At 45.0% G+C, this 25,922-nt stretch carries 24 protein-coding genes; 17 read left to right on the forward strand and 7 right to left on the reverse strand.

Annotation, left to right across the window (positions count from 1 at the left end; genetic code table 11):
* Positions 1-180 precede the first annotated feature (180 nt).
* The 17 genes from lon (at position 181) to rnhB (ending at position 20,168) form a co-directional block, all read left to right on the forward strand.
* Positions 181-2,616, forward strand: a complete 2,436-nt coding sequence (gene lon, locus FHQ30_RS05830) for an endopeptidase La (RefSeq protein ID WP_139610799.1) — start codon at positions 181-183, stop codon at positions 2,614-2,616.
* A 176-nt stretch (positions 2,617-2,792) separates the two neighbouring features.
* Positions 2,793-4,676, forward strand: a complete 1,884-nt coding sequence (locus FHQ30_RS05835; protein ID WP_139610800.1) for a SurA N-terminal domain-containing protein — start codon at positions 2,793-2,795, stop codon at positions 4,674-4,676.
* 251 nt (positions 4,677-4,927) lie between these two features.
* Positions 4,928-5,674, forward strand: coding sequence for a 30S ribosomal protein S2 (rpsB, locus tag FHQ30_RS05840; protein WP_139610801.1), 747 nt, complete (start codon positions 4,928-4,930; stop codon positions 5,672-5,674).
* A 148-nt stretch (positions 5,675-5,822) separates the two neighbouring features.
* On the forward strand, positions 5,823-6,671 hold the full coding sequence (gene tsf, locus FHQ30_RS05845) for a translation elongation factor Ts (RefSeq protein ID WP_139610802.1): 849 nt from the start codon (positions 5,823-5,825) through the stop codon (positions 6,669-6,671).
* Positions 6,672-6,802: 131 nt separating this feature from the next.
* The gene (gene pyrH / locus FHQ30_RS05850; RefSeq protein WP_139610803.1) at positions 6,803-7,528 is read left to right on the forward strand and encodes a UMP kinase; all 726 of its coding nucleotides are present in this window, start codon (positions 6,803-6,805) and stop codon (positions 7,526-7,528) included.
* 67 nt (positions 7,529-7,595) lie between these two features.
* Positions 7,596-8,153, forward strand: coding sequence for a ribosome recycling factor (gene frr, locus FHQ30_RS05855; RefSeq protein WP_132966402.1), 558 nt, complete (start codon positions 7,596-7,598; stop codon positions 8,151-8,153).
* Positions 8,154-8,464: 311 nt separating this feature from the next.
* Positions 8,465-9,658, forward strand: a complete 1,194-nt coding sequence (gene ispC, locus FHQ30_RS05860; RefSeq protein WP_139610804.1) for a 1-deoxy-D-xylulose-5-phosphate reductoisomerase — start codon at positions 8,465-8,467, stop codon at positions 9,656-9,658.
* A gap of 72 nt (positions 9,659-9,730) precedes the next feature.
* Positions 9,731-10,471: a polyprenyl diphosphate synthase gene (gene uppS / locus FHQ30_RS05865; protein ID WP_139610805.1), complete on the forward strand. Its 741-nt coding sequence runs from the start codon at positions 9,731-9,733 to the stop codon at positions 10,469-10,471.
* 45 nt (positions 10,472-10,516) lie between these two features.
* Complete coding sequence (locus tag FHQ30_RS05870) at positions 10,517-11,386, forward strand: CDP-archaeol synthase (protein ID WP_139610806.1); 870 nt, start codon at positions 10,517-10,519, stop codon at positions 11,384-11,386.
* 11 nt (positions 11,387-11,397) lie between these two features.
* Positions 11,398-12,741 (forward strand): sigma E protease regulator RseP, encoded by a 1,344-nt coding sequence (rseP, locus tag FHQ30_RS05875; RefSeq protein WP_139610807.1) that lies wholly within the window; start codon positions 11,398-11,400, stop codon positions 12,739-12,741.
* 69 nt (positions 12,742-12,810) lie between these two features.
* Positions 12,811-15,222 carry an outer membrane protein assembly factor BamA gene (bamA, locus tag FHQ30_RS05880; protein WP_139610808.1) on the forward strand — a complete coding sequence of 804 codons (2,412 nt, stop codon included), beginning with the start codon at positions 12,811-12,813 and terminating at the stop codon, positions 15,220-15,222.
* A 108-nt stretch (positions 15,223-15,330) separates the two neighbouring features.
* A complete protein-coding gene (locus tag FHQ30_RS05885) occupies positions 15,331-15,861 on the forward strand; it encodes an OmpH/Skp family outer membrane protein (protein WP_139610809.1) in 531 nt (176 codons plus the stop codon).
* Between the two features lie 20 nt (positions 15,862-15,881).
* On the forward strand, positions 15,882-16,910 hold the full coding sequence (lpxD, locus tag FHQ30_RS05890) for a UDP-3-O-(3-hydroxymyristoyl)glucosamine N-acyltransferase (protein ID WP_139610810.1): 1,029 nt from the start codon (positions 15,882-15,884) through the stop codon (positions 16,908-16,910).
* Between the two features lie 41 nt (positions 16,911-16,951).
* Positions 16,952-17,461 (forward strand): 3-hydroxyacyl-ACP dehydratase FabZ, encoded by a 510-nt coding sequence (fabZ, locus tag FHQ30_RS05895; protein WP_139610811.1) that lies wholly within the window; start codon positions 16,952-16,954, stop codon positions 17,459-17,461.
* 23 nt (positions 17,462-17,484) lie between these two features.
* Positions 17,485-18,273 carry an acyl-ACP--UDP-N-acetylglucosamine O-acyltransferase gene (gene lpxA, locus FHQ30_RS05900; protein ID WP_132966386.1) on the forward strand — a complete coding sequence of 263 codons (789 nt, stop codon included), beginning with the start codon at positions 17,485-17,487 and terminating at the stop codon, positions 18,271-18,273.
* 123 nt (positions 18,274-18,396) lie between these two features.
* Positions 18,397-19,572 carry a lipid-A-disaccharide synthase gene (lpxB, locus tag FHQ30_RS05905; protein WP_139610812.1) on the forward strand — a complete coding sequence of 392 codons (1,176 nt, stop codon included), beginning with the start codon at positions 18,397-18,399 and terminating at the stop codon, positions 19,570-19,572.
* Positions 19,569-20,168, forward strand: coding sequence for a ribonuclease HII (gene rnhB / locus FHQ30_RS05910; protein ID WP_139610813.1), 600 nt, complete (start codon positions 19,569-19,571; stop codon positions 20,166-20,168). Before lpxB ends, rnhB begins: the two co-directional genes overlap by 4 nt.
* On the opposite strand, the gene FHQ30_RS05915 is transcribed toward rnhB, so the two are convergent.
* The 7 genes from FHQ30_RS05915 to FHQ30_RS13240 form a co-directional block, all read right to left on the reverse strand.
* On the reverse strand, positions 20,163-20,921 hold the full coding sequence (locus FHQ30_RS05915) for a heme ABC transporter ATP-binding protein (RefSeq protein WP_139610814.1): 759 nt from the start codon (positions 20,919-20,921) through the stop codon (positions 20,163-20,165). The two genes, rnhB and FHQ30_RS05915, sit on opposite strands and share 6 nt — an antisense overlap.
* Positions 20,921-21,934 carry a FecCD family ABC transporter permease gene (locus tag FHQ30_RS05920; RefSeq protein WP_139610815.1) on the reverse strand — a complete coding sequence of 338 codons (1,014 nt, stop codon included), beginning with the start codon at positions 21,932-21,934 and terminating at the stop codon, positions 20,921-20,923. The genes FHQ30_RS05915 and FHQ30_RS05920 overlap by 1 nt, the downstream gene beginning before the upstream one ends.
* Positions 21,931-22,791, reverse strand: coding sequence for a heme/hemin ABC transporter substrate-binding protein (locus FHQ30_RS05925; RefSeq protein ID WP_139610816.1), 861 nt, complete (start codon positions 22,789-22,791; stop codon positions 21,931-21,933). The genes FHQ30_RS05920 and FHQ30_RS05925 overlap by 4 nt, the downstream gene beginning before the upstream one ends.
* 9 nt (positions 22,792-22,800) lie before the next feature.
* Positions 22,801-23,628, reverse strand: a complete 828-nt coding sequence (locus FHQ30_RS05930) for a TonB family protein (protein ID WP_139610817.1) — start codon at positions 23,626-23,628, stop codon at positions 22,801-22,803.
* Positions 23,628-24,056, reverse strand: a complete 429-nt coding sequence (gene exbD, locus FHQ30_RS05935; RefSeq protein WP_139610818.1) for a TonB system transport protein ExbD — start codon at positions 24,054-24,056, stop codon at positions 23,628-23,630. Before exbD ends, FHQ30_RS05930 begins: the two co-directional genes overlap by 1 nt.
* Before the next feature lie 7 nt (positions 24,057-24,063).
* Positions 24,064-24,933 carry a tonB-system energizer ExbB gene (gene exbB / locus FHQ30_RS05940; RefSeq protein ID WP_139610819.1) on the reverse strand — a complete coding sequence of 290 codons (870 nt, stop codon included), beginning with the start codon at positions 24,931-24,933 and terminating at the stop codon, positions 24,064-24,066.
* An 82-nt stretch (positions 24,934-25,015) separates the two neighbouring features.
* A partial coding sequence (locus tag FHQ30_RS13240) for a hypothetical protein (RefSeq protein ID WP_176552607.1) occupies positions 25,016-25,922 on the reverse strand: 907 nt, incomplete at its 5' end.

Here is a 25,922-nt window from a genome sequence, read left to right on the forward strand (position 1 = left end):
ACAAAGATCAACAGACCCTAAATATAAACAAACCTCAACAGACCCTAGTACCGCACTTTTACTCACGATTTGAGCAAGAAATATTGCGTGATAGGCGAAATAACGCTTGAGATTTTCTATCAATAACCCAATATACAATCCATTAATCCCAATATAAGCAGAAGCAAGAGAGATGAAATAATGAGCAAACAACAAACCATACAAACACATATTCCGGTATTACCGTTGCGTGATGTGGTGGTATTTCCGTTTATGGTTATGCCTTTATTTGTGGGACGGGAAAAATCTATTCTGAGCTTAGACAAAGCGATGGAAAGCGGTAAACAGCTGTTATTGGTCGCACAAAAACAAGCAGAACAAGAGGATCCGAGCAGTGATGATATTTATAGCGTCGGTACGTTGGCAAATATTATTCAACTGCTGAAATTGCCTGATGGCACGGTTAAAGTGCTGGTGGAAGGACAAAAGCGGGCAAAAATTATTGCGCTGAATGATGAAGAATATCTGTCTGCCACCATTGAAACCATCGACAGTATTCGTGGCGACGAACAAGAGCTGGAAATTATTAAAAACAGCAGCTTGGAAGAGTTTGATTCTTATGTTCAGCTGAATAAAAAAGTGCAGCCGGAAGTGGTGAGTGCCTTGCGCGGGATTCATGATGCGGAGCGTTTGAGCGACACGATGTCGGCGCATATGCCGATCGCCTTGGAAAACAAGCAAAAACTGTTGGAAAAGTCCCATGTGATCGAACGCTTTGAATTTTTGATCGGTAGCATGCAATCCGAACTGGATATCTTACAAGTCGAGAAAAGAATTCGTAGTCGGGTTAAAAAACAGATGGAAAAAAGCCAGCGTGACTACTATTTGAATGAGCAAATTAAAGCGATTCAGAAAGAGTTGGGTGAACAGGATAACCATAATGATGAAGTGGAAGCGCTGCGCCAAAAAATTGAAGAGGCACGGATGCCGATTGAAGTGCGCGAAAAAGCTGAAGCGGAGCTGCAAAAATTACGCATGATGTCGCCAATGTCGGCAGAAGCGACAGTAGTTCGCAGCTATATTGAGTGGCTGGTGCAAGTACCTTGGCACAAGCGTAGCAAAGTGAAAAAAGACATTGCCAATGCACAAAAAGTATTGGATGCCGATCATTACGGTTTGGAGCGGGTTAAAGAGCGGATCTTAGAATATTTAGCGGTGCAAAGCCGTTTGAATCAAGTGAAAGGTCCGATTCTGTGCTTAGTCGGACCGCCAGGTGTGGGTAAAACCTCATTAGGGCAGTCAATTGCCAACGCAACCGGACGCAAATATGTGCGAATGGCGCTGGGTGGCGTGCGTGACGAGGCAGAAATTCGCGGGCATCGCAAAACCTATATTGGTTCATTGCCGGGCAAATTGATCCAAAAAATGTGCAAGGTCGGAGTCAAAAATCCGTTGTTCTTATTGGATGAGATCGACAAAATGGCGGCTGATATGCGTGGTGATCCGGCGTCGGCATTATTGGAAGTGTTGGATCCGGAACAAAATACCAGTTTCAATGATCACTATCTGGAAGTCGATTATGACCTATCCGATGTGATGTTTGTGGCAACCTCAAACTCGATGAATATTCCATCACCATTATTGGACCGGATGGAAGTGATTCGTTTGTCAGGCTACACCGAAGATGAAAAACTCAACATCGCCAAACGCCATTTATTGGCGAAGCAGATGACGCGCAACGGCTTGAAAAAGGGGGAGTTGACGATTGAAGACAGTGCGATTCTGGGGATTATCCGGTTTTATACCCGTGAAGCCGGGGTGCGTTCGCTTGAGCGTGATATCTCGAAAATCTGTCGTAGTGCGGTTAAAAATCTATTGTTAGATAAAAGCCTGAAATCCCTAGTGGTCAACGAAACCAATCTACAAGATTATTTAGGGGTTAAACGCTTTGAATACGGACGTGCCGATACCGAAAATCGTGTCGGCGAAGTGACCGGTCTGGCTTGGACTGAAGTTGGTGGTGACTTACTGACCATTGAAGCGGCTTCAGTATTGGGTAAAGGCAAGCTCAGTTATACCGGTTCTTTGGGCGATGTGATGAAAGAGTCGATCCAAGCGGCGATGACGGTGGTGCGTGCCCGTTCTGAACGTTTGGGCATTAATCCGGATTTTTATGAAAAACGGGATATTCATATTCATGTGCCGGAAGGGGCAACGCCAAAAGACGGTCCGAGTGCCGGGATTGCAATGTGTACCGCACTTGTCTCCAGTTTGACCGGTAATCCGGTGCGTGCCGATGTGGCGATGACCGGTGAAATCACGTTGCGCGGCAAAGTGTTGCCGATTGGTGGTTTGAAAGAGAAATTGTTGGCAGCGCACCGTGGTGGCATCAAACTGGTGCTGATTCCTAAAGAGAATGTTAAAGATCTGGAGGAGATTCCGGATAATGTGAAAGCACAACTGGACATTCGTGCGGTTGAAACCATTGATGAGGTGTTGGCATTGGCATTGCAAAATCCACCGGATGGGGTGCAGATGCTGACTCCGACGGCTGTCGGTGATAAAGTGGTGGTGGCAAATAAGGTCGCCGCTAAAAAACGTGGAACTAAACCGCAGCCTTCACCGATTGTGAATTAACCAATCGATAAAAGCCGAATTTATCTTAGTGGTAAATTTGGCTTTTTTGTATTTTGCAGCGCCGGATTATTCGTGCATAACAGCCATGTTTCACATATAATTCGGCAACATTTTCAGGATTTAATCTTGATAATCGGTATTCAGCAATTGAGTTTTTAGGAATAGGAAAAATAATTATGTTGGAAAAACTGAACAGCGGCGTTGGCGGTGTGATGTGGAAAGTGGTATTTGTATTGATTTCCATCTCCTTTGTTTTAGGCGGCGTCGGCACTTATTTGGTCGGTTCGCATGACACTTCGGCGGCAAAAGTCAATGGAGAAGAGATTAGTCAGCACACCTTTCAATCTGCTTTGCAGCAGCAAACCCGCACTTTCAGCGATGAAATGGGATCAGAATTTTCGCTGCTGATGGATTCGCCCGAGTTTCAAACCCGTTTCAGACAGGACGTGTTAAATGGTTTAGTGGATGAGTCGCTGATCGGACAATATCTACAATCATTGGGGTTAGCAGTGAGTGATGAGCAGATTAAACGTGCGATTGTCAGTAACCCAAATTTTCAAAAAGATGGCAAGTTTGATAATGAACAATACCAAAGCTTTTTACGTTTAAACGGTATCAGTTCCGATTACTACGCACAAACCCTGCGCGCATCCGTGGCGATGCAGCAAATGCAATACGGGTTATTAGGTACCGAAGCTCTCAGCGAACCGCAGTTGCAGCAGTTGATCAAACAAATTTTCCAAACCCGTGAAGTGCGGTTGACGGCTTTCCCACTTGCAGACCAAGTCGCCAAACAAGTCATTAGCGATCAGGAAGCCGAACAATATTATAACGAACATAAATCGGCGTTTATGGTGCCGGAACTGGTTAAAGTTGAATATATTGATATTGCCAAACCCGATGTGGAAAAAAATATTAAGGTAGGCGACGTTGAAATTGCACAGTATTATCAAGACAACAAAGCCCAATTTAGTGGCAAAACCAGCCAGCATTTAGCGCATATTCAAGTGGCGGATCAAGCGCTGGCGCAAGATTTGTATCAACAGTTGCAAAACGGTGCCGATTTTGCGGCATTGGCGCAAGCACATTCACAAGATAAATTATCAGCAGTCAACGGTGGTGATTTAAGTTGGTCAACTGATGGCGCTTTTCCTGCGGCGTTTGAACAAACGGCGTATGCTACTGATGTTGGGGCTGTCAGCCAGCCGGTTAAAGTTGACGGAGCTTATCATTTGATTAAGGTGCTTGAACGTCGCCAAGGCGAAGTGCAACCGCTGGATCAGGTGAAAAGCCGGATTGCTGATATTATTCGTAATGAACAAACTTCAAGCGGATTTTTCCGTTTAGAAAAAGAAGCAGCAGAAAAAGCCTTTGAAAATCAAGCTTCTCTTGCAGATGTGGAGCAAGTTATCGGCAAAAAGGCAGTGCAGACCGATTATTTCTCACGCCAAGATGTGCCGACCGCACTTAACTTTTCCAATGTGGTGTATAACATCTTTGATACGGATTTGCTGCAAGGTGGCATGAATTCCGAAGCGATCAATGTTGGCGAGCAGCACTCTCTGATTGTGCGCGTGCTTGATCACAAAGCTGCCGGCAATAAAACGTTTGAAGAAGCCAAAGCCGATATTGTAGCGCTATTAAAACGGCAAAAAGCAGAGGCATTATTGCTGAGCGAAGCCAAAAAAGCGGCAGATAGCTTAAACCAAGGGGGGAGCCCACAAACTGTTGCTTTACCACAAGGCATCAGTTTGGCAGAAAATACACAACAATTTGTGTATGCCAGAATGCAGGATTCCGGATTGCGTGAAGGCGTGTTTTCGATGACAGCGACCGAAGGCAAAAGTGTCTATAAGGCGGTACAAGATGACAACGGTGAGATCTATCTGGCGGAGTTGATCAAGGTCAGTGATGGTGTTGCCGACAGCCAGGAACAGCAGGCTTTAGCTGCGAGTTATTTGCAGGCCAAACAGTTGCAAACCTATAATAATTTGCTTCAATCGCTGCGTAATCAGGCAAAAATTGAGATTAATCAGGATTTTTTACAGCAGCAGAATTAGCGCTTAATAACCTCAAATGATAAGATCCCCACCGTTGTTGTGGGGATTCTTTTATTGGCTAAGCAGCTATAAATTTACTGGTAATTTCTGGCTGGTTATGGTATAAAATGCGCCGTTATTCCGAACTCTCGGAACAACATTATTGATTAATTAAGACTTCACACACATATCACACACTGTCAGTCGGGGTGCCAAACGGTCGATGCGACAGGATATGTGGAGGCTAAACCCCAATTATATAAGGAATTATCATGGCACAAGTTTCAATGCGCGATATGCTGCAAGCAGGCGTACATTTCGGTCACCAAACTCGCTACTGGAATCCAAAAATGAAATCTTACATTTTCGGACCACGTAACGGCGTTCATATCATCAACTTAGAAAAAACCGTTCCGATGTTTAACCAAGCATTGACAGAATTGACCCGCATTGCAGGCAATAACGGTAAAGTGTTGTTTGTCGGTACCAAACGTGCGGCAACTGAAGCAGTTAAAGACGCGGCATTAAGCTGTAACCAATACTTTGTTAATCACCGTTGGTTAGGTGGTATGTTGACTAACTGGAAAACCGTTCGTCAATCAATCAAACGTTTGAAAGATTTGGAAGCACAGTCTCAAGACGGTACTTTTGAAAAATTAACCAAAAAAGAAGCGTTAATGCGTGCCCGTGAGATGGAAAAACTCGAATTGAGTTTGGGTGGAATCAAAAATATGTCCGGTTTACCGGATGCGATTTTTGTTATCGCTGCCGATCACGAACACATCGCGATTAAAGAAGCCAACAACTTGGGTATTCCGGTATTCGCAGTTGTCGACACCAACACCAATCCGGATGGCGTAGATTACATCATTCCGGGTAACGATGATGCCGCTCGTGCTATTCAGTTATATCTGACAGCAGTTGCTGCCGCAGTAAACGAAGGTCGTGCGCACGCTAACCCTACTGTAACAGAAGAAAGCTTTGTCGACGCTGAAGCAGCAGAAGCCGCAGCAGAGTAATGTTATCGTAGTGAGTAGTAATGGCAATTTGCCCTTATTGACCACACAATGATTAATTGGTTAGCAGGGGGCTTTGAGGTTCCCTGCTTTTTTATTAAAAGTGCGGTTATTCCCGACTAATGGGTAGCACTGATAAGAGGATATTAAAATGGCTGAAATTACAGCAGCATTGGTAAAAGAACTGCGTGACCGTACCGGCGCAGGCATGATGGAATGTAAAAAAGCATTGGTTGAAGCGAATGGCGATATTGAATTGGCAATCGACAATATGCGTAAGTCAGGACAAGCAAAAGCAGCGAAAAAAGCAGGTCGTGTAGCAGCAGAAGGCGTGATTTTAGCCCGTGTTGACGGCGGCTATGGTGTGTTGCTGGAAATGAACTGTGAAACTGACTTTGTGGCTAAAGATGCCGGTTTCTTAGCGTTGGCCAACAAAGTTGCAGATGCTGCACTAGCAGGCAAAGTGACCGATGTTGAAGTGTTGAAAGCACAGTTTGAAGAAGAGCGTGCCGCATTAGTGGCGAAAATCGGCGAAAATATGAATATCCGTCGTGTCGCAGCGATTTCTGGTGATGTGGTTGGTGCTTACTTGCACGGTGCGAAAATCGGGGTGTTGGTTGCAGCTACCAATGCTGATGATGAGCTGGTCAAACATATCGCAATGCACGTTGCGGCAAGCCGTCCGGAATTCGTAAAACCGGAAGACGTGTCTGCCGAAGTGGTGGCGAAAGAGCGTGATATTCAAGTCGCTATTGCGATGGAATCCGGAAAACCACGTGAAATCGCCGAGAAAATGGTTGAAGGTCGCATGAAGAAATTCACCGGCGAAGTCTCTTTGACCGGTCAACCGTTCGTAATGGATCCATCAAAATCCGTTGGCGATTTGCTGAAAGAGAAAGGTGCCGATGTGACCGGCTTTATCCGCTTTGAAGTGGGTGAAGGGATCGAGAAAGTCGAAACCGATTTTGCCGCCGAAGTGGCAGCAATGCAAAAAGTATAAGATTGACATAAGGCGAGGCAACTCGCCTTTTTACTGTTTACCGTTTACACTTCATATAGTCGGTTGGTTGAAAACCGTGATCAAATAGCAGACTATTTCATCAATGTTTTTATCATGGCGAGGAGAATAAAATGAGTATTAAACCGACCTATAAACGTATTTTATTAAAATTAAGTGGCGAAGCTTTGCAGGGCGAAGAAGGCTTTGGCATTGACCCATCAGTGTTGGATCGGATGGCGGTGGAAATTAAAGAGCTGGTTGAGCTTGGGGTGCAAGTTGCGATTGTAATTGGTGGTGGTAATCTGTTCCGTGGTGCAAAATTGGCGAAAGCCGGTATGAATCGCGTGGTGGGCGATCACATGGGCATGTTGGCAACCGTGATGAACGGGTTGGCAATGCGGGATTCGTTACACCGTGCGGAAGTGAATGCCAAGCTGATGTCCGCGTTTCCGTTAAACGGGGTTTGTGATAGTTACAGCTGGGCGCAAGCGATTCGTTTGTTGAATCAAGGCCAGGTGGTGATTTTTTCCGCTGGTACTGGCAATCCGTTTTTTACCACCGATTCTGCTGCCTGTTTGCGTGGAATTGAAATTGAAGCTGATGTGGTCTTGAAAGCGACTAAAGTGGATGGTGTCTATGATTGTGATCCGGCCAAGAATCCGGATGCCAATTTGTACCGCACGTTAAGCTATCAAGATGTGTTGGAAAAAGAGTTGCAAGTGATGGATTTAGCAGCGTTTACTTTGGCGCGCGATCACAATATGCCGATTCGGGTGTTCAATATGAATAAGCCGGGTGCGTTGAAACGTGTGATTTTAGGTGAGCCGGAAGGCACGTTAATTTGTCACGAATCTTGATTTATCGGGCAGAATAGGTTAAAAATAGCCGTTTACGGAATATTGATAAAAATAAAGGAAAAACAGCGTGATCAACGAAATTAAACAAGATACTGAACAACGCATGGAAAAAAGTATTGAGGCGTTCAAAACTCAAATTTCCAAAATCAGAACCGGTCGTGCCCATCCAAGTTTGCTCGACGGTATTCATGTGGAATATTACGGTGCGGCAACACCGTTGCGCCAGTTGGCAAACGTAGTGGCGGAGGACGCCCGCACGCTGGCGGTGAGTGTGTTTGACCGCTCTTTGATCCAAGCGGTGGAAAAAGCGATTTTGACTTCCGATTTAGGCTTGAATCCATCGTCCGCCGGTACTACCATTCGTGTGCCGTTGCCACCATTGACCGAAGAGCGTCGTCGTGATTTGACCAAGATTGTGCGAGCCGAGGCAGAGCAAGGCAAAGTGGCGCTGCGTAATATTCGCCGTGATGCCAATGATCAGATCAAAGCGTTGCTGAAAGACAAAGCGATCAGCGAAGATGATGAACGTAAAGCGCAAGATCTGATTCAGAAAATCACCGATGCCGGGGTGAAAAAAGTCGATGAAGCGCTGGCAGAGAAAGAAAAAGAGTTGATGGAATTCTAATTCTTTTTCAGGCTTAATTTTCATCAAAGTGCGGTTGTCATTGGCTTGATAACCGCACTTTTGGTTTTATCAACGATATTACTGATAACAATGTAGGGGCGGATTATAGATCCGCCCGAACAGTGCGTTGAATTTTTCCATTTTGGATTAAATGCTGATATCTCACTTCGTCAATGGGCGGAACGATAATCCGCCCCTACTTTGTCTAATCAGTAACCGTTGTCAATAATTTGAGCGGTAAAACCGCTCATCTGTGCATAACCGATTGCGAACAACAATCGCTGTCGGATAACAAATTAATACGGTGATCTATGCAACAAAATGTCGTAATTCTGGGTTCGACCGGCTCTATCGGTAACAGCACTTTATCGGTGATTCAGCACAATCCTGAAAAATACCGCACTTTTGCCTTGGTTGGCGGACGTAATGCCGAATTGATGGCGCAGCAATGTTTGGCATTTCAACCGCACTTTGCGGTAATGGCGGACAGTCAGGCGGCAAAAACACTCAACATTTTATTAAGCCAAACAGCAGTCAAAACCGAAGTGTTGAGTGGCGAGCAAGCGATTTGCGAGATCGCAGCGCACCCCGAGGCGGATATGGTGATGGCGGCAATTGTTGGCGCGGCAGGTTTAGCGCCGACTTTGGCTGCGATTCAAGCCGGAAAAAAAGTATTGCTGGCCAATAAAGAATCGCTGGTGACTTGCGGACAACTGTTTATGCAAGCTGTGGCGGAATCCGGTGCAACGTTGTTACCGGTCGATAGTGAGCACAATGCGATTTTTCAAGCCTTGCCACAGATCGAACAACAGCGCATTGGTCATTGTCGTTTAAGCGAAAGTGGTATTGACAGTATTATTTTGACCGGCTCCGGCGGACCTTTCCGTGAGACCGCACTTGGCAAATTTGATAGGATTACGCCGGCGCAGGCAGTGGCACATCCCAATTGGTCGATGGGGCCTAAAATTTCAGTCGATTCGGCAACCATGATGAACAAAGGCTTGGAGTATATTGAAGCTCGCTGGTTGTTCAATGCGTCTGCTGAACAGATGGAAATTATTATTCACCCGCAATCGATTATCCATTCGATGGTGCGCTATTGTGACGGCAGCGTATTGGCGCAGATGGGTAATCCGGATATGCGCACCCCGATTGCACACAGCATGGCTTACCCCAACCGCACTTTTGCCGGGGTTGCAGCGTTAGATTTTTTTAAAATTAAAGCATTAAGCTTTATCGAGCCGGATTATCAACGTTATCCTTGCTTAAAGTTGGCAATCGATTGCTTTGCTGCCGGACAGTATGCCACCACCGTGATGAATGCCGCCAATGAAATTGCAGTTGCCGCATTTTTGCAAGGGCAGATTCGGTTTAGCGATATTGAACGAATTAATCGGCAAACGGTGGAACAATTTCCGGCTTTATCCGTCAAACAGATAGATGATGTATTTGAAATTGACCAAAAAGCCCGACAATCGGCACAACAACTGATTTTAGCTTTTTAAGTTGTTTCGGGCTTGTGATATAGTTAGCCGGATACCATTTGAAAATCGATTATGCACAAAGATGAGCGAGAGATGAGCGTAAGTGTAACTTCAGCAGCAAATACCCCCGTTGGGCAGATGCCTAAACATGTCGCCATCATTATGGACGGCAACGGTCGTTGGGCGAAAGAGAAGGGTAAGTTACGCTTGGTCGGGCATAAAAACGGGGTGCAGGCGGTGCGTAAAGCGGTGACTTTTGCCGCCAAACAGCAGATCCAGTCGCTGACATTATATGCATTCAGCAGTGAAAACTGGGCGAGACCCGCTAGTGAAGTCAGCGGTTTGATGGATCTGTTCATGCTGGCGCTGAACCGTGAAGTGAGCAAATTACATAAAAACAATATTAAGCTACAAATTTTGGGCGATGTCAGTCAGTTCAACCGCACTTTGCAAAAGAAAATTGCTGAAGCTGAAGCATTGACGGCGAAAAACAGCGGTTTGATATTAAATATTGCGGCGAATTATGGCGGGCATTGGGATATTGTGCAAGCCAGCCAAAAATTGGCACGGCGAGTACAACAGGGCGAACTGGAACCTGAGATGATCACTGCCGAGTTGTTTCAACAAGCGTTGGTGACTGAACAGCAAGCACCGGTAGATTTGTTGATTCGTACCAGTGGTGAGCAGCGTATCAGTAATTTTTTGTTGTGGCAGTTGGCGTATGCCGAGCTCTATTTCAGCCCGGTATTATGGCCGGATTTTGATGAGCAGGAATTTGCCCAAGCGATCACAGCGTTTCAGCAGCGTGAGCGGCGCTTTGGCGCAGCGGACTGATGATTAATGATTGAATTCACTATAATAATTAAAGAGGAATGTTAGGTGCTTAAACAGCGTATTATTTCTGCGGCAGCTTTACTGGTTTTTGTCATCGCAGCGTTATTGTTATTTTCGCCTTATGCGTTTGCCTTAACTGTAGCGGCAATTGTGGTGTTGGGAATTTGGGAATGGTGCCAGTTTGCCCGACATCAGAACGATATTTGGCGCTGGCTGATTACTGGATTGTCTGCATGTGGGTTATTTGTGATCATTTTTGCTTATCGAGATTACATTAACGCCGGTATTGTACTGAATAGTTATACCGCTTGGCTATTGGTGGTCGCATTAATTTGGTGGGCAGTGGCGCTGTTGTTGGTGGCAAGCTATCCGCACTCAACGAAATACTGGCAGAAACCGGCATTGTTACAACTGTTTTTCGGCTTTTTCACGTTGGCTCCATTCTTGTTGGCGTTGCTGGCGCTGCGTTTGTATAACTATAATCAAAACAGCTACGAGGGTTTATGGCTGCTGTTTTATGTGTTGCTGTTAATTTGGAGTGCTGACACCGGCGCTTATTTTTGTGGCAAAGCGTTTGGCAAACATAAACTGGCAGCACGGGTTTCACCGGGGAAAACATGGCAGGGCGCCATTGGCGGTGTAGTGGTGGCACTGATTGTCGGCATACTGTTTCTGCAAATAACACCGAATGAGTTTGTGCTACGCAGTGTATCATTACCACTGTTGCTGCTGGTCTCATTCGGCACTGTCTCAATTTCGATTTTGGGTGATTTGACTGAAAGTATGTTTAAGCGACATGTTGGGATCAAAGACAGTAGCCAACTGATTCCCGGACATGGCGGTATTTTAGATCGTATTGATAGTTTGACTGCGGCCTTACCGTTTTTTTGTGCCATGTTCTATTTTTACCTATAGGAAATCGTGTGATGTCAAGCTTGTGGTATATTTTCGCGTTTCTGCTGGTTATCTGCGTTTTGGTCTTCGTACACGAATATGGTCACTTTTGGGCGGCAAGAAAGTGCGGTATCAAGGTGCTGCGCTTTTCAATCGGTTTCGGCAAAGTACTGTGGAGTAAAACTGATAAACAAGGAACCGAATTCGCTATCTCGATGATTCCGCTGGGTGGTTATGTCAACATGTTGGACAGCAAAACCGAAGCAGTTTCCGAAGATCAAAAAGCGCAAGATTACAGCAGTAAACCGGTATGGCAGCGCGCTTTTGTGATTGCTGCCGGACCGATGGCAAATTTTATTTTTGCGATTTTAGCCTACTGGCTGATTTATATGATCGGTGTGCCGGCGGTGAAGCCGGTGATTGACAGTGTTGTGCCAGATTCGATTGCAGCCCAAGCCGGATTGCAACCAGAGATGCAAATTCGTGCGATTGACGGAAAAGCGGTGGAAGATTGGACCAGTGTCAATATGCTGTTGACCACCAAAGTTGGCACTTCGCAAGTCACGCTCACCGTTTCACCGTTTGATCAGCCGCAACAGCTGCAAGATAAACGTTTGGATTTAAGCGCTTGGCAGTATGAGCCACAGAAACAAGCGGCGTTTACCGCACTGGGTATGGTGCCAAAGAGCGGTAAGGTAGATTTGACGGTATCAAAAATCACAGATAATTCGCCGGCCGCTGCTGCCGGACTGCGTGTTGGCGATAAGATTATGACTGTAAACGGTGAAACCTTGTCATGGCAAGCATTAGTGCAGACTATCGGCAGTCATTTGAATCAGCCATTGTTATTTGAGATTGAGCGTGCGCAACAACACTTGTCGTTATCGATCACACCAAAGGCTAACAAAGAAGGCAAGGCTTATATTGGTTTTTCACCGACTTTTGAGCCGTTAGCACAACAGTACCGTACCGAATTAAAATATGATATTCTAAGCGCCTTGCAGCAAGGGCTGGAGAAAACGGCTGAATTATCGTTGGTGATTGTGAAATTAGTTGGAAAACTACTGAGTGGCGATATTTCATTGAACAACATCGGCGGTCCGATTTCCATTGCTCAAGGCGCAGGCGTTTCTCTAGATAGCGGTTTAGTTTATTACCTGAGTTTTATGGCGCTGATTAGTGTTAATTTGGGCATTATGAATTTATTTCCACTACCGGTATTGGACGGTGGACAGTTAGTCTTTCTGGCGCTTGAGGCGATTCGCGGCAAGCCGGTAACAGAGAAAGTTCGCGAGATTTTTTTAAGAGTCGGCGTGGCATTATTATTAATGTTGACAATTTTTGCATTATTTAATGATATCATACGCTTTATTTGAATTTGACACGCTCGCAGGCAATCGGAATCAATATTTTATTTAACAGGGCTTATGTATAGGAAAATGATAATGAAAAAACTCCTAATGACCAGTTTACTTCTGGGCAGCACCACTGTCATGGCAGCACCGTTCACTGTGCAGGATATTCGCGTGGAAGGGACCGACCCAGTGACGGCTGAAAATATTATTGCCGGTTTGCCGGTTAAAGTCGGACAACGGGCAAATGATCAGGATTTGTCGCAAATTGTGCGTAATCTGTTTTTGCGTGGTGGCTACGAAAATGTGGAGGCCGTACGTGAGGGCAATGCGTTAGTGCTGCGCATTCAGCCGCGTCCTTATATCAGCTCGTTAGAGATTGAAGGTAATAAGCAAATTCCAAAAGAAGCACTGGAAACCAATCTACGTGAAAACGGGATTGCCAAAGGGGAAGTATTGGAACGTGCAAAACTGGAATCATTCCGCCAAGAATTGTTGAACTACTACCATTCTGCCGGCTACAGCAACGCTGAAATCAACACTGTCATTGATGACTTGGGGCAAGGCAGAGCAGCATTAAAATTAGAGATCAAAGAAAACGATTCAGCATTAGTCAAAGAGATTAAATTTGTCGGTAACCAAGCATTCAGCGAAGGTAAATTACTGGATCAGATTGAAATTCAGCCGGATGTTTCTTGGTGGAATCTGTTCTCTAGCAGCAAATTCTCTAATCCTAAGTTTGAAAAAGACATGACAACATTGCGTGACTTTTACCTGAATCAAGGCTATGCCAAATTCAAATTGTTGAATACCGATGTGCGTTATAGTGAAGATAAAAAAGACGTGTATTTGACGATTACGCTAGATGAAGGGGAAAAATATACCATTAATGATGTACGGATTATTGGTGATACCGCTGGAATGAATGCGGATCTTGCGCAATTATTAGTTAATATTAAACGTGGCGAGCAATTCCGTGGCAATACGGTAAAAGCCATTGAAGATGGAATTAAGAATACCCTCGGCGCGCGTGGTTATGCCAATCCTCAAATTAACATCCAGCCGGACTTTAATGATGCCGAACATACTGTTGATTTGATCGTGGTGGTGGACGCCGGTCGCCGTTACTATGTGCGTTCTATTCGCTTTGAAGGCAATGATGTCAGTGCAGATTCCACATTGCGCCAAGAAATGCGTCAGCAGGAAGGAACATGGCTGTCAACCGCCTTGATCGAACAGGGCAAATCTCGTTTGGAAAGAACCGGTTTTTATGAAACAGTGGAAAGCCAAACATTGTCAGTTCCGGGCGTGGATGATCAACTGGATATTTTGTATAAAGTTAAAGAACGTAATACCGGCAGCATCAATTTCGGGATTGGCTTTGGTACCGAGAGCGGTTTGAGTTATCAAGCCAGTGTTAAACAGGACAATTTCTTAGGCATGGGCTCTTCGGTCAGTTTATCCGGCGTCAAAAACAAATACGCAACCAGTATCAATTTAGGCTATAGCGAACCGTATTTCACCCGTGACGGTGTGAGTTTGGGCGGAAATGTATTCTATGATACTTACGATTATGCCAAAAGTGACACTACTGCATCGTATGCCCGTACCAGTTATGGGATCAGCGGTACTTTAGGTTTCCCGGTCAACGAAAATAACGGTTATTATTTGGGTTTGGGATATGTTTATAACAAATTGAAAAATATGTATCCGGAATATAACCGTGCCCGTTATTTACAGTCGATGGGCGCTGATGACTGGAAAATCAAAAGTGATGATTTTGAGTTTAGCTTAGGCTGGAACTACAATACCTTAAACCGTGGCTTCTTGCCGACGAGTGGAACCCGTGCCAGCATTGGCGGCAAGGTGACTATCCCGGGTTCGGATAATAAATACTACAAATTGAGTGCTGATTGGGTCAGTTATTACCCGATCAACTATGATCAAACTTGGGTATTGTCCGGACGAGCAGGACTCTCTTATGCGAATGGTTTTGGTGGTAAAAAATTACCGTTCTACCAAAACTATAGTGCCGGTGGTATCGGTAGCTTACGTGGTTTTGCTTATGGTGCGATTGGACCAAAAGCGATTTATAATACCAACAGTGGTGCTTTAGTCTCCGCACCGGCTTCAGCCTATAACAACATTAATAATGATGTTGTTGGTGGTAATGCGATGGCGACTGCCAGTGTTGAATTGATTATGCCGACACCGTTTGTTAGCGATAAGAGCCAGAATAATGTCAGAACCTCAGTATTTGTTGATGCTGCCAGCGTTTGGAACACTGCGTGGGATAAAGATAAAGCGAAGTTGTTTACTCAAGGCAATATTCCGCAACGGATTACCGATTATGGCGATCCGACCCGGGTGAGAGCCTCTGCCGGTGTGGCATTCCAGTGGAACTCGCCGATTGGACCATTGGTGTTCTCGTATGCCAAACCGATTAAAAAATATGAAGGCGATGAGATTGAGCAATTCCAATTCAGTATCGGTGGCAGTTTCTAAAGCTTAAATTGTAACAAGTAAATTGAAACTTTTTAGTTAAAATTACGTCATATAAACTAGGCAGATTGATGGTCGATCTGCCATCTACATTTCTTTAAAGGATATACCATGAAAAAAGCATTAAAAATCGCAGGACTTTCTTTAGCATTGGCGTTGAGCGCCTCACTGGCAAATGCCGCAGAAAATATTGCGTTTATTAACTCGGCCTATTTATTCCAAAACCACCCGGATCGTGAAGCGGCGGGTGCTAAAATTGATGCGGAGTTGAAAGCACCGGCTGAAAAATTGCAAGCCAGCGAGAAAGCGATTGTTACCAAAATTGAAGCGTTGCAAAAAGAAGCGTCAAAATTGCGTGCTGCCGATATCCAAAAACGCGAAGACGAAATTAATAAAATGCGTGAAGCTTATCAAAAACAAGCCGAAGAGCTGCAAGCTCAAAATGAAGAACTGCAGTATCAAGAAAGATCAAAACTGTTGTCCAGCATTCAAAATGCCACCAATGAAGTCGCGGCTAAAGGCAACTATAGCTATGTGATAGATGCTAACGCCGTTGTGTATGCAGCAGCCGGTAAAGATATTACCGAAGAAGTCTTAAAAGCAATTAAGCCAGCAGCAGCGCCTGCGGAAGCTAAGAAGTAATCCGAGGCAAGAGGATATCAATGGCACAATATCGATTACAACAGCTTGCTGAACATGTCAGTGGACGGTTACGCGGCAATCCGGAAGCAACGGTGGAAAGCATTGCTGCGTTGGATAAAGCACAGCCGAATCAATTGAGTTTTATTTCCAATGCGAAATTTCGTGAACGCTTGCAGCAATCTGTGGCGGGCTGTTTGTTGGTGAGCGAAACAGATGTTGAATTTTGTCATGCGGACAGTAATCTGATTGTGGTTAACGATCCTTATATCGCTTATGCGCTGATCGCACAGCTGATGGATGCTACCCCGAAAGCTGCCAGTGGTATTGCTAAAAGTGCGGTCTTGTCGCCGTCGGTAATATTGGGCGACAATGTCTCGATCGGCGCTAATGCAGTGATTGAGGACGGTGTGGTATTGGCTGACAATGTGGTGATCGGTGCCGGTTGTTTTATTGGTAAAAACAGCAAAATTGGTGCCGGTACTCAACTTTGGGCGAATGTCACCGTCTATCACGAAGTGGAAATCGGGCAGGATTGTTTGATTCAATCTTCTGCGGTGATTGGCGCTGACGGTTTTGGTTATGCCAACGACAAAGGCAAGTGGATTAAGATCCCGCAACGTGGGCAGGTGATTATCGGCAATCGGGTTGAAATCGGTGCTTGCACCTGTATTGATCGCGGTGCTTTGGATGCGACGATCATCGAAGATAACGTGATAATCGATAATTTGTGCCAAATTGCACATAACGTGCATATCGGTAGCGGTACAGCGGTGGCTGGCGGTGTGATTATGGCGGGCAGCCTGACCGTGGGAAAATACTGCTTAATCGGTGGAGCCAGCGTGATCAACGGACATATGGAAATTTGCGACGGCGTGACTGTCACCGGCATGGGAATGGTGATGCGTCCAATCACTGAGCCGGGGGTTTATTCTTCCGGGATTCCGTTGCAAACCAATAAAGAATGGCGCAAGACTGCGGCGTTGACGCTAAATATTAGTGAGATGAACCGTCGCTTGAAGGCGTTAGAGCGAAATCAAGATAAAATATAACGGATAAGCATAATTTTTGTTGCCCGTTGTTGGTGGCAGCAATGGGTACAATACTAAGGGAACTAAACATCGTGACAACTGAAAACAATCAAACTGATTTGCAGACAAGAGAAGCAAAAATTGTCGATATTAATGAAATTATGCAGTTATTACCGCATCGTTATCCGTTTTTATTGGTCGATAGAGTCATTGATTTCGAAGAAGGGAAATGGCTGAAAGCCGTGAAAAATGTAACGGTTAACGAACCTTGTTTCACCGGGCATTTCCCTCAGAAACCGATTTTTCCGGGCGTGTTAATCTTAGAAGCCATGGCACAGGCAACCGGCGTATTGGCGTTTAAAACGTTGGAATTGCCTAAAGATGAACTATTTTATTTTGCAGCTATCGATAATGCTCGCTTTAAACGCCCGGTTGAGCCAGGTGATCAAATGATTCTGGAAGTCCATTTTATTAAGGAACGTCGCGGTGTCACGCGTTTCACCGGAGTGGCAACGGTGGACGGAAAAGTGGTGTGCGAAGCCGAATTGATGTGCGCACGCCGTCCAATGTAACCCAGCAGCATAAGTAGGATAAGATGATTCATCCAACAGCAAAAATTCATAGTTCAGCAATTATTGAAGATGGCGCTAAAATTGGCGCAGATGTTGTGGTCGGCCCTTTCTGTCTGATTGACGCAGATGTAGAAATTGGTGATCGCACCGTATTGCATTCGCATGTGGTGGTGCGTGGACATACTCAAATCGGCTGCGATAATCAGATTTTCCAATTTGCCAGCATCGGTGAAGTGAACCAGGATCTCAAATATAACGGTGAACCGACCAAAACGATTATCGGTGATCGCAATCGCATCCGTGAAAGCGTTACGATTCACCGTGGTACGGTGCAAGGCGGTGGTGTCACCCGTATCGGTGATGACAACTTATTGATGATCAATGCGCATATTGCACATGATTGTCAGGTTAAAAACCGCTGTATTTTGGCTAATAACGCCACGCTTGCCGGGCACGTTGAGCTAGATGATTTTGTGATTGTCGGCGGTATGTCGGCAATTCACCAATTTGTGGTGATCGGGGCGCACGTGATGTTGGGCGGTGGCTCGATGGTCAGCCAAGATGTGCCGCCATATGTGATGGCGCAAGGCAATCATGCGCAACCGTTTGGGGTTAATCTGGAAGGACTGAAGCGCCGTGGTTTTGATAAACCGGCGATGCATGCCATCCGCAATGTGTATAAATTGATTTATCGTAGTGGTAAAACGTTAGAGGAAGTGATTCCTGAGATCGAACGGATTGCCGAAACCGAAGCAGCGGTCAGCTTCTTCTTGTCATTCTTTAAACGTTCAACCCGAGGGATCATTCGTTAGATTCGCATTTAGGTTGTAGGGGCGGATTGAATCTGTCCTTACAATTCCAATCTTGAATCCCTCCTAATGCTTACCTAACCGCACTTTACGTTAAAAGTGCGGTTATTTTTTAAGGAAAATAGCATGCAGGCAGAACAAAATTCTCCGTTAATTGCACTGGTTGCTGGTGAGATCTCCGGCGATATTCTTGGTGCGGGCTTAATCAAAGCACTGCGTCAAATTTATCCGAATGCCCGTTTTATCGGCATTGCCGGACCGCAAATGTTGTCCGAAGGGGCAGAAAGTTACTTTGATATGGAAGCGTTATCGGTGATGGGCTTGGTCGAAGTGCTGAAACACCTGCCACGTCTGCTGAAAATTCGAAAAACGCTGATTCAAAACCTGCTGGCGGCAAAACCGGATATTTTTATCGGTATCGATGCGCCGGATTTTAATCTTGGCGTAGAAAGCGTATTGAAACAACACGGGATCAAAACCATTCATTATGTCAGTCCGTCAGTGTGGGCGTGGCGGCAAAAGCGGATTTTCAAAATTGCTAAAGCGACCAATTTGGTGTTGGCATTTTTGCCGTTTGAAAAAGCATTTTATGACCGTTTCAATGTGCCGTGTCGTTTTGTTGGACACACCATGGCGGATGCGATTCCGCTAGATATCGATCGTCAGCAGGCGTGCGCACAGCTACAGCTTGATCCAAATCAGCGTTATTTGGCGATTTTGCCTGGCAGTCGTGGTTCAGAGCTGGAATTTCTCAGTGAACCATTTTTACAGACCGCTCTTTTGCTGAAACAGCGTTTTCCTGATTTGCAATTTTTAGTGCCGTTGATTAACGCCAAACGGCGTCAGCAGTTTGAGCAGGCAAAACAGCGGGTTGCACCGGAATTAGAGATGTACTTGCTTGACGGACAAGCTCGGCAGGCAATGCAAGTGGCGGAGGCAACCTTGCTGGCTTCCGGCACGGCGGCGCTGGAGTGTATGTTGTGTAAATCGCCGATGGTGGTCGGTTATCGCATGAAGCCGCTAACTTACTGGCTGGCACAACGCTTGGTGAAAACCAAATATGTCTCATTGCCGAACCTGTTGGCTGATGAAATGCTGGTGCCTGAGTTGATCCAAGATGAATGTAATCCTCAGCGTTTAGCCGAGGAATTGGCAGTCTATTTTGATGATAGCGAAGCAGCAAAAAACCGCACTTTGGGCTTAAAACAGCGCTTTGCCGAACTGCATCAAATGATCTGCTGTAATGCCGATCAACAAGCGGCACAGGCCGTGGCAGATCTGTTACAAGAGCGACAAAAATGACAGCGTTTGAATATCCACACAATGTCGGGCTTATTGCCGGGGTCGATGAAGTCGGACGCGGGCCGCTAATCGGGGCGGTGGTGACGGCTGCGGTGATTTTGGATCCGAATAAACCGATTGTTGGTTTAGCCGATTCCAAAAAACTCTCTGAAAAAAAACGCTTGCTACTCGCCGAAGCGATCAAAATAAATGCCTTAGCATGGGCGCTCGGCAGAGCTGAACCAGAAGAAATTGATCAACTGAATATTTTGCAAGCCAGCCTGCTTGCGATGCAAAGAGCAGTAGAAGCCCTGCCAATTCAACCGCACTTTGTATTAGTTGATGGCAATAAATTGCCAAAATTGCTGATGCCAGCACAAGCGGTGGTCAAAGGTGATAGTCTGGTAGCTGAAATCAGCGCAGCTTCGATTTTGGCAAAAGTAGCGCGCGATCAAGAAATGGCAGAGCTGGATCAGCAATATCCACACTACGGCTTAGCACAACACAAAGGCTACCCGACCGCACTTCACCTAGAAAAATTGCAGCAATACGGCATTTTGCCACAACATCGCCGCAGCTTTGCTCCGGTGAAAAAGTGCTTGCTACAAAGCCTATAAGATTCGAAGCTGGTTTTTATACTGATAAACTTCTGTTTGATAGTGATAAAGTTCATCAATATTTTGTGCGGTCAGCATATCTGCTGTAGTGCCATACCCAAATAGATTGCCTTGCTGCAACAGCAGCAAGCAATCACAATAGCGTGCTGCCAAATTTAGATCATGCAGCACAATTAAAACTAAATGCTGTGTCTCCGCTAGTTTTACTGCTTGTTGCAGTAAGTCATGCTGATGTTTGAGATCTAGTGCACTGCTAGGTTCGTCCAGCAATACGATTTTGGGTGTAGGCGATGATAAAATTTGTAGCCAGCTGCGGGCGGCATGCACCCGTTGTTTTTCGCCGCCGGACAATTTGAGATAGTTCTGTTGTTGTAGATCCGACAGTTCAAAATCTGTACTGACTTGTGCCAATAGTCTTTGCTGCTGGCTACGACTAAGGTGTTGTTGGTGGTGTATTAAGCCTAGTTCAATCACTTCTTGTACCGTAAACGCAAAGTTTAGGCTGCTGTGTTGTGGCAGAAATACCATATTTTCTGCCAGTTCTCTGGCGGAAAATGAAGCCAGCGGCTTTTGCTGCCACAATATTCTTCCCGTATAGGGAAGATCTTGGCCGATAGCTTTCAGTAAGCTGGATTTTCCAGCTCCGTTTGCCCCAAGTATGCCGATACAGTGACCACATTTTAAGTTCAGGTTGATATCATTCAGGAGGATTTTTTTTCCAATAACAAGCTGTAATCTGCTAATTTCCAACATTACAATCGCCCCTTGTTTTTAATCAGTAGAGTAATAAAAAATGGCGCACCTAAAAGTGCGGTCAGAATTCCGATTGGAATTTCTGCTGGTGCAGCCAGTTTACGGGCTAAAATATCAGCGCCTAGCAGTAAAACTGCACCGATTAAAGCACAAACCGGAATCAGCGTTTTGTGGTTCGGGCCTAGCAAAGTGCGGGCAATATGCGGCACAATTAGACCAATAAAGCCGATCATCCCTGAAACGGAGACCGCAATCCCGATACCAAGTGCGGTATAGATAATACAGGACCGTTTTATTTTTTCGACAGAGACCCCTAAATGTCGCGCTTCTAAATCACCGAGTAACAGTGCATTTAATGCAGAGGCTCGCCGCATAAATTGGGTCAATAATAAAAAGGCGGTTACGGCACACAATATGACCGTATTGCAATTGCCATGCGCAAGTGAGCCTAGCTGCCAAGTTGTCAATTCCCGCAGCGCTCGGTCATCTGCGATAAATTGTAGTAAGCCCAAAAAGGCAAATGCTAGCGCTCCGATGGCAATTCCGCTTAGTAAAATCAATGTCATTCGAGTGCCGTAGTGAGTTTTACCGATGTGGTAAACAAATAGTGTTGCCAGCAGACCACCGATAAATGAAAATAGTGAAAGCAGACTAAGTTTATTCCATAATAGTATCCCTTGCGGCAAGAGTACAATAGCGATAGCAGCGCCCAACGCTGCTCCAGCGCTGACTCCGATAATACCAGGATCAGCAAGAGGATTACGGAACAGACCTTGTAACACTGCACCGCAACAGCCTAAAATTGCACCGATAAAGACGCCGAGTAAGGTGCGGGGCAGCCGTAGCTGCTGTACGATAAAAACGGTGCTGCTGTCCCCTTTACCGTAAAGTGCGGTCAAAGTTTGCCACAGGTCGGTATTTACCGCACCGCTAACTAGAGAGAGTAGAATTATGGCGCTAAGCAACAGCAAGCCGATAGCGAGCACCAGAAAGTAGGCGTGATGTTTCATCATTGTAGACAATTTTGGTTGTCGGCAATGGCTTGCATAATGCGTTGGCTTTCGCGCAGTGAGCTCAAATTAAAACCGCCTAGCAGTGCTTGTCCATCGACGCTAAAAATACACCCCTGATTAGTGGCATTAAGTTGTTGTAAAAAAGGATATTTTTTCTGTAATGCGCTTAAGTCCTGCGACAGGCTTCGCTCGGAAAGCAGTAAAATATCCGGCTGTAATGCTAAAACAGCCTCAATTGAATAGGCGTAATACCCCTGTTTTTCAGCCGAAAGATTATGCAATTGCATTAAATCAAGCATGCCGTTAATCGTGGTGCGGTGCCCTCCAGTGGACAGTTGTCCTTTATCTGACAGTAGCAAAAATAGGGCACGATTTTTACCGCGTGGCAAGGACTGAATCTGTCGGATTTGTTGCATTACCTGTGCCGATAATTTTTCTGCCGATTTGTTTTTCGCTAGCAGCTGGCCGAGTCTCTGGATATGTTGCTGCAAATCCTGATGGTTTTTTTGTGGATTCTCTAATACTTCAATTTGGATTTTTGCTTGTCGTAATTGTGTCAACACGGATTCCGGTCCCATTTCTTCACTGCCGATCAATAGGTTTGGCTGCAGTGCCAAAATGCCTTCACTTGCTAAATTGCGTTGATATCCTAACAGCGGAATCTGATATTTGTCGGCAAAACGGCGACTAGTGGAATCGACTGCAATAAGTTGATCGCCGACATCCAGCGCCTCCAGTAATTCGGTTACGCCAGCACCGACGGCGATAATCCTTTGCGGTGTCGTTGGTTGTGCAAGAGTGACCTCAGAAAGAAAAAAGAGTGATAGTAGCAAGCTTAAAATAAATTGTTTTTTCATATGTGTTTCCTATCTGCGAGCTTTGTTTTCTATTTCAAAATCAATGGGTAAGCTAAATCTTAAAGTGGTTTTTTGCCGAATGATCTCTTCGGGCGGTTTAGGGAGTGGAGAAGCACGATAAAGGGTATTAATCGCTTCTTGATCCAATGCTTGGTGTTGACTGCTTTTTTTAAGCGTGACTTTTAATACAGTTCCTAGTCTATCGATTTCTACAGAGACAATCGGTTTTCCTTCGATTTTTTGTTTTAAGGCATTTTCTGGGTAGCGTTTATAACGGCCTAAATGCCCTCTTAGCAAGGCTTGCCAGCTGGTTATAATGGTTTTACTATTGCCTTCACTGTTATATTCTGCCGCAATTTGCTGATCATTGCCGTTGGCAGGTGCGGTAACAGTTTGTCCGGTTGCAGTGGATTCGATATCACTGGGCTTTTTGGCTTTTTTATTGTTATCTGGCTGCTTTTTAACTTGTGGTTGTTGCTTCAAAAGTGGCTTTTTTTCCAGTTTAGCCTTGACGATAATCTCGGCATTTTCAATTATTGGGTTCTCTTCTAGTTGCGGCGTTTCAAGTGCTTCCGGTTGGTTGTCAGCATCTAAAATTTGGCTGTCTTGGGTGATGACTTGTGGTGGACCAAGCGGGAGCTCCTCAATGCTGATAATCGATTGTGGCGGATCAGAGAAATTGACTATCACCGCAGCGCTGGCTTGCGGTATGACGGTGACGGTTTTTTTAATAATAAAAGTAATAATAAAAAAGTGGATAGCACAGACCAATATCGTATTAAACAGCCAAATACGATATTTTTTGAGGCGATATAGTGATGGAATATCAACAATCATCAATTTTCCGCCTGTTCCTTGTTCTCTAAGCCGACCAAGCCGATTTTTAAATAACCGGCAGTACGTAGTTGGTTCATTACGTTCATCAAGATTTCATAGGGAATAGTTTTATCTACTTGAAAGAAAATCACCGTGTCGCGATTATTGACGGTGAGTTGATCAAGTGCGGTTGCCAGATTGTGTAAAAGTAGAGGTTCATTGCCTAAAAACAACTCTTGTTGTTGGTTAAGCGATAAAATAATAGGCTTTTCCAATTGCGGTTCAACATTGGCTTTGGCTATTGGCAGATCAATCGGCACGGTAACTGTGGTGAGCGGGATGGTCACCATAAAAATGATCAATAACACTAGCATTACATCGATAAACGGGGTGACATTAATTTCGGAAAGTTCTTGCTCATTTGTGGAATCGGAAAGATGAAATGACATAGGAACCTCATACTGATGCTGCTGGATTTAAGCGATGTAGGGATATGTCACGCTTGATCATCAGGCGTAAAATAGCCGCTAAATTTTCAATCTGTAACCGGTATGTTGTTAAGTGTCTGGTGAAGATATTATAAATAATAACGGCAGGAATTGCTGCTACCAAACCAAGTGCGGTAGCAAACAGTGCTTCAGCGATTCCCGGTGCTACCACCGATAAGCTGGTGGTTTGTGAATGCACGATACCGATAAAACTATTCATTATTCCCCAGACAGTGCCGAATAAACCGATAAAGGGGGCGACTGCGCCAATAGTTGCTAGAGGACCGATGCCGTAGCGCATATTTTGCGTGTAACTTTGAATTCGGCGATCTAAGCGATAGTCTAGGCGTTGCTTAAAATCATCGTCGCAAAGATAGTTGGATCGTTGTAATTCATCGTTGATTTCGGATAAAAGATTGTGGCTGATATCAAATTTAATCTTCGAAGGTAACTGCTGCCGTGCTTGTTCAAAATGTTCTTGGGTCAATAAAAATGCTTGCTGTGTTCTCAGTGTTGCAGCGGAGTAATACAACTGAAACAGTTTACTGAAAAAAATTACCCAAGTTAAAACTGAGCAAAAAATCAGTATCCAGATGACAGCTTGAACAACAGGATGGGCGGAAAGATACATTCCAAGCGGCGACATATCTTGCAGGATTTCTGTCTTGATAAGCTCTGGTACAGCAGCTGTCGCAGTAGAGTTGGCTATTGCTCCAGAGGCATGTGCTTCAGTATGTTGCAAGGCAATGTCGGTAGTTGTGCCTATAGCGGTATCAGCAAAGGCTGAAAAACTGATGATAAGCAGGAAAAACAGTGGATAAAAGCGAATTAATAACATATGAAAATATCCGTTATGGTTAGCTAAAGTGCGGTGTGGCCGCACTTTTAGTAAAAATTACACTAAATAAATAGCAATGAAATTATTCTTGTTTAGTTGCACCGAACATAATGCGTTCTTCTCCACTACCAATTTGACCGACAATTTCATTTGCTTCTGGTCCGGCAAATGTTCCGGCATAGTCATTGATACGCACTTGCTGTCCGTTATGCAGCAATCTGACCTCACCGTTTTTAAACCCCATGGTATTATTGTTGTTTGCAACAATGTTGGCTTCAGAAAGAATTAACTTAACGTTGGGCTGATCAAAGGCAATACCTTCCGCAGTTGGATTATTGTCGTCATCAGTAAATCGCCAGTTATGTCTAACAAAGCTGTCTTGTCGAGCGGACATTTCACCTGAGATTGTTTTCGAGGCAATACTCACCTGAAATGAGACATCCCCCATGTAGCCTTCGGTCGGTGTACCGCCTTTTGGTCCTCCTTTGTAGCCCAAGGTATGGCCGCTATAAGTGATAATACCGTCAGCTGTACTGGCTTGAGCCAACTGATCAAATTGTGTTTCTGTGGTCGGTTGTAGTATATAAGTTCCGAGATTCTCGTGATTTTTAAAGGGGTGAGCCGGATCACCACCGGCTGCTGGCGCAGTCAATTCCGGTGAGAACGTACCATAGCTGGAGTAAGTTTGGTTAATAAAGCGGAATTTCCCCAATTCTTCTCCGTTTTCGGAGGTGATAACCAGTTCTTGGACTTTATTTGGATCGACATCATAGTTGTTCATCACGGTTTTATCTTTAAACTCATTGCGGAGATCTAGGATATTTCCCTTGCTATCGCGGAAGTCCATTGGACCAGACATATAGAAGCCACGATTTTTATCAGTTTCTAATACGGCTTCATATCGTTCTCCTCCTTGACTGGAAACGACGATAGTAAGAGTTCGATCTTCTAAGGTTCCCGCTTTAAATCGAGGCTCTTCTGATTTAGGC

This window comes from Testudinibacter sp. 'clade 2' (assembly GCF_006227735.1).
Taxonomy (GTDB): domain Bacteria; phylum Pseudomonadota; class Gammaproteobacteria; order Enterobacterales; family Pasteurellaceae; genus Chelonobacter.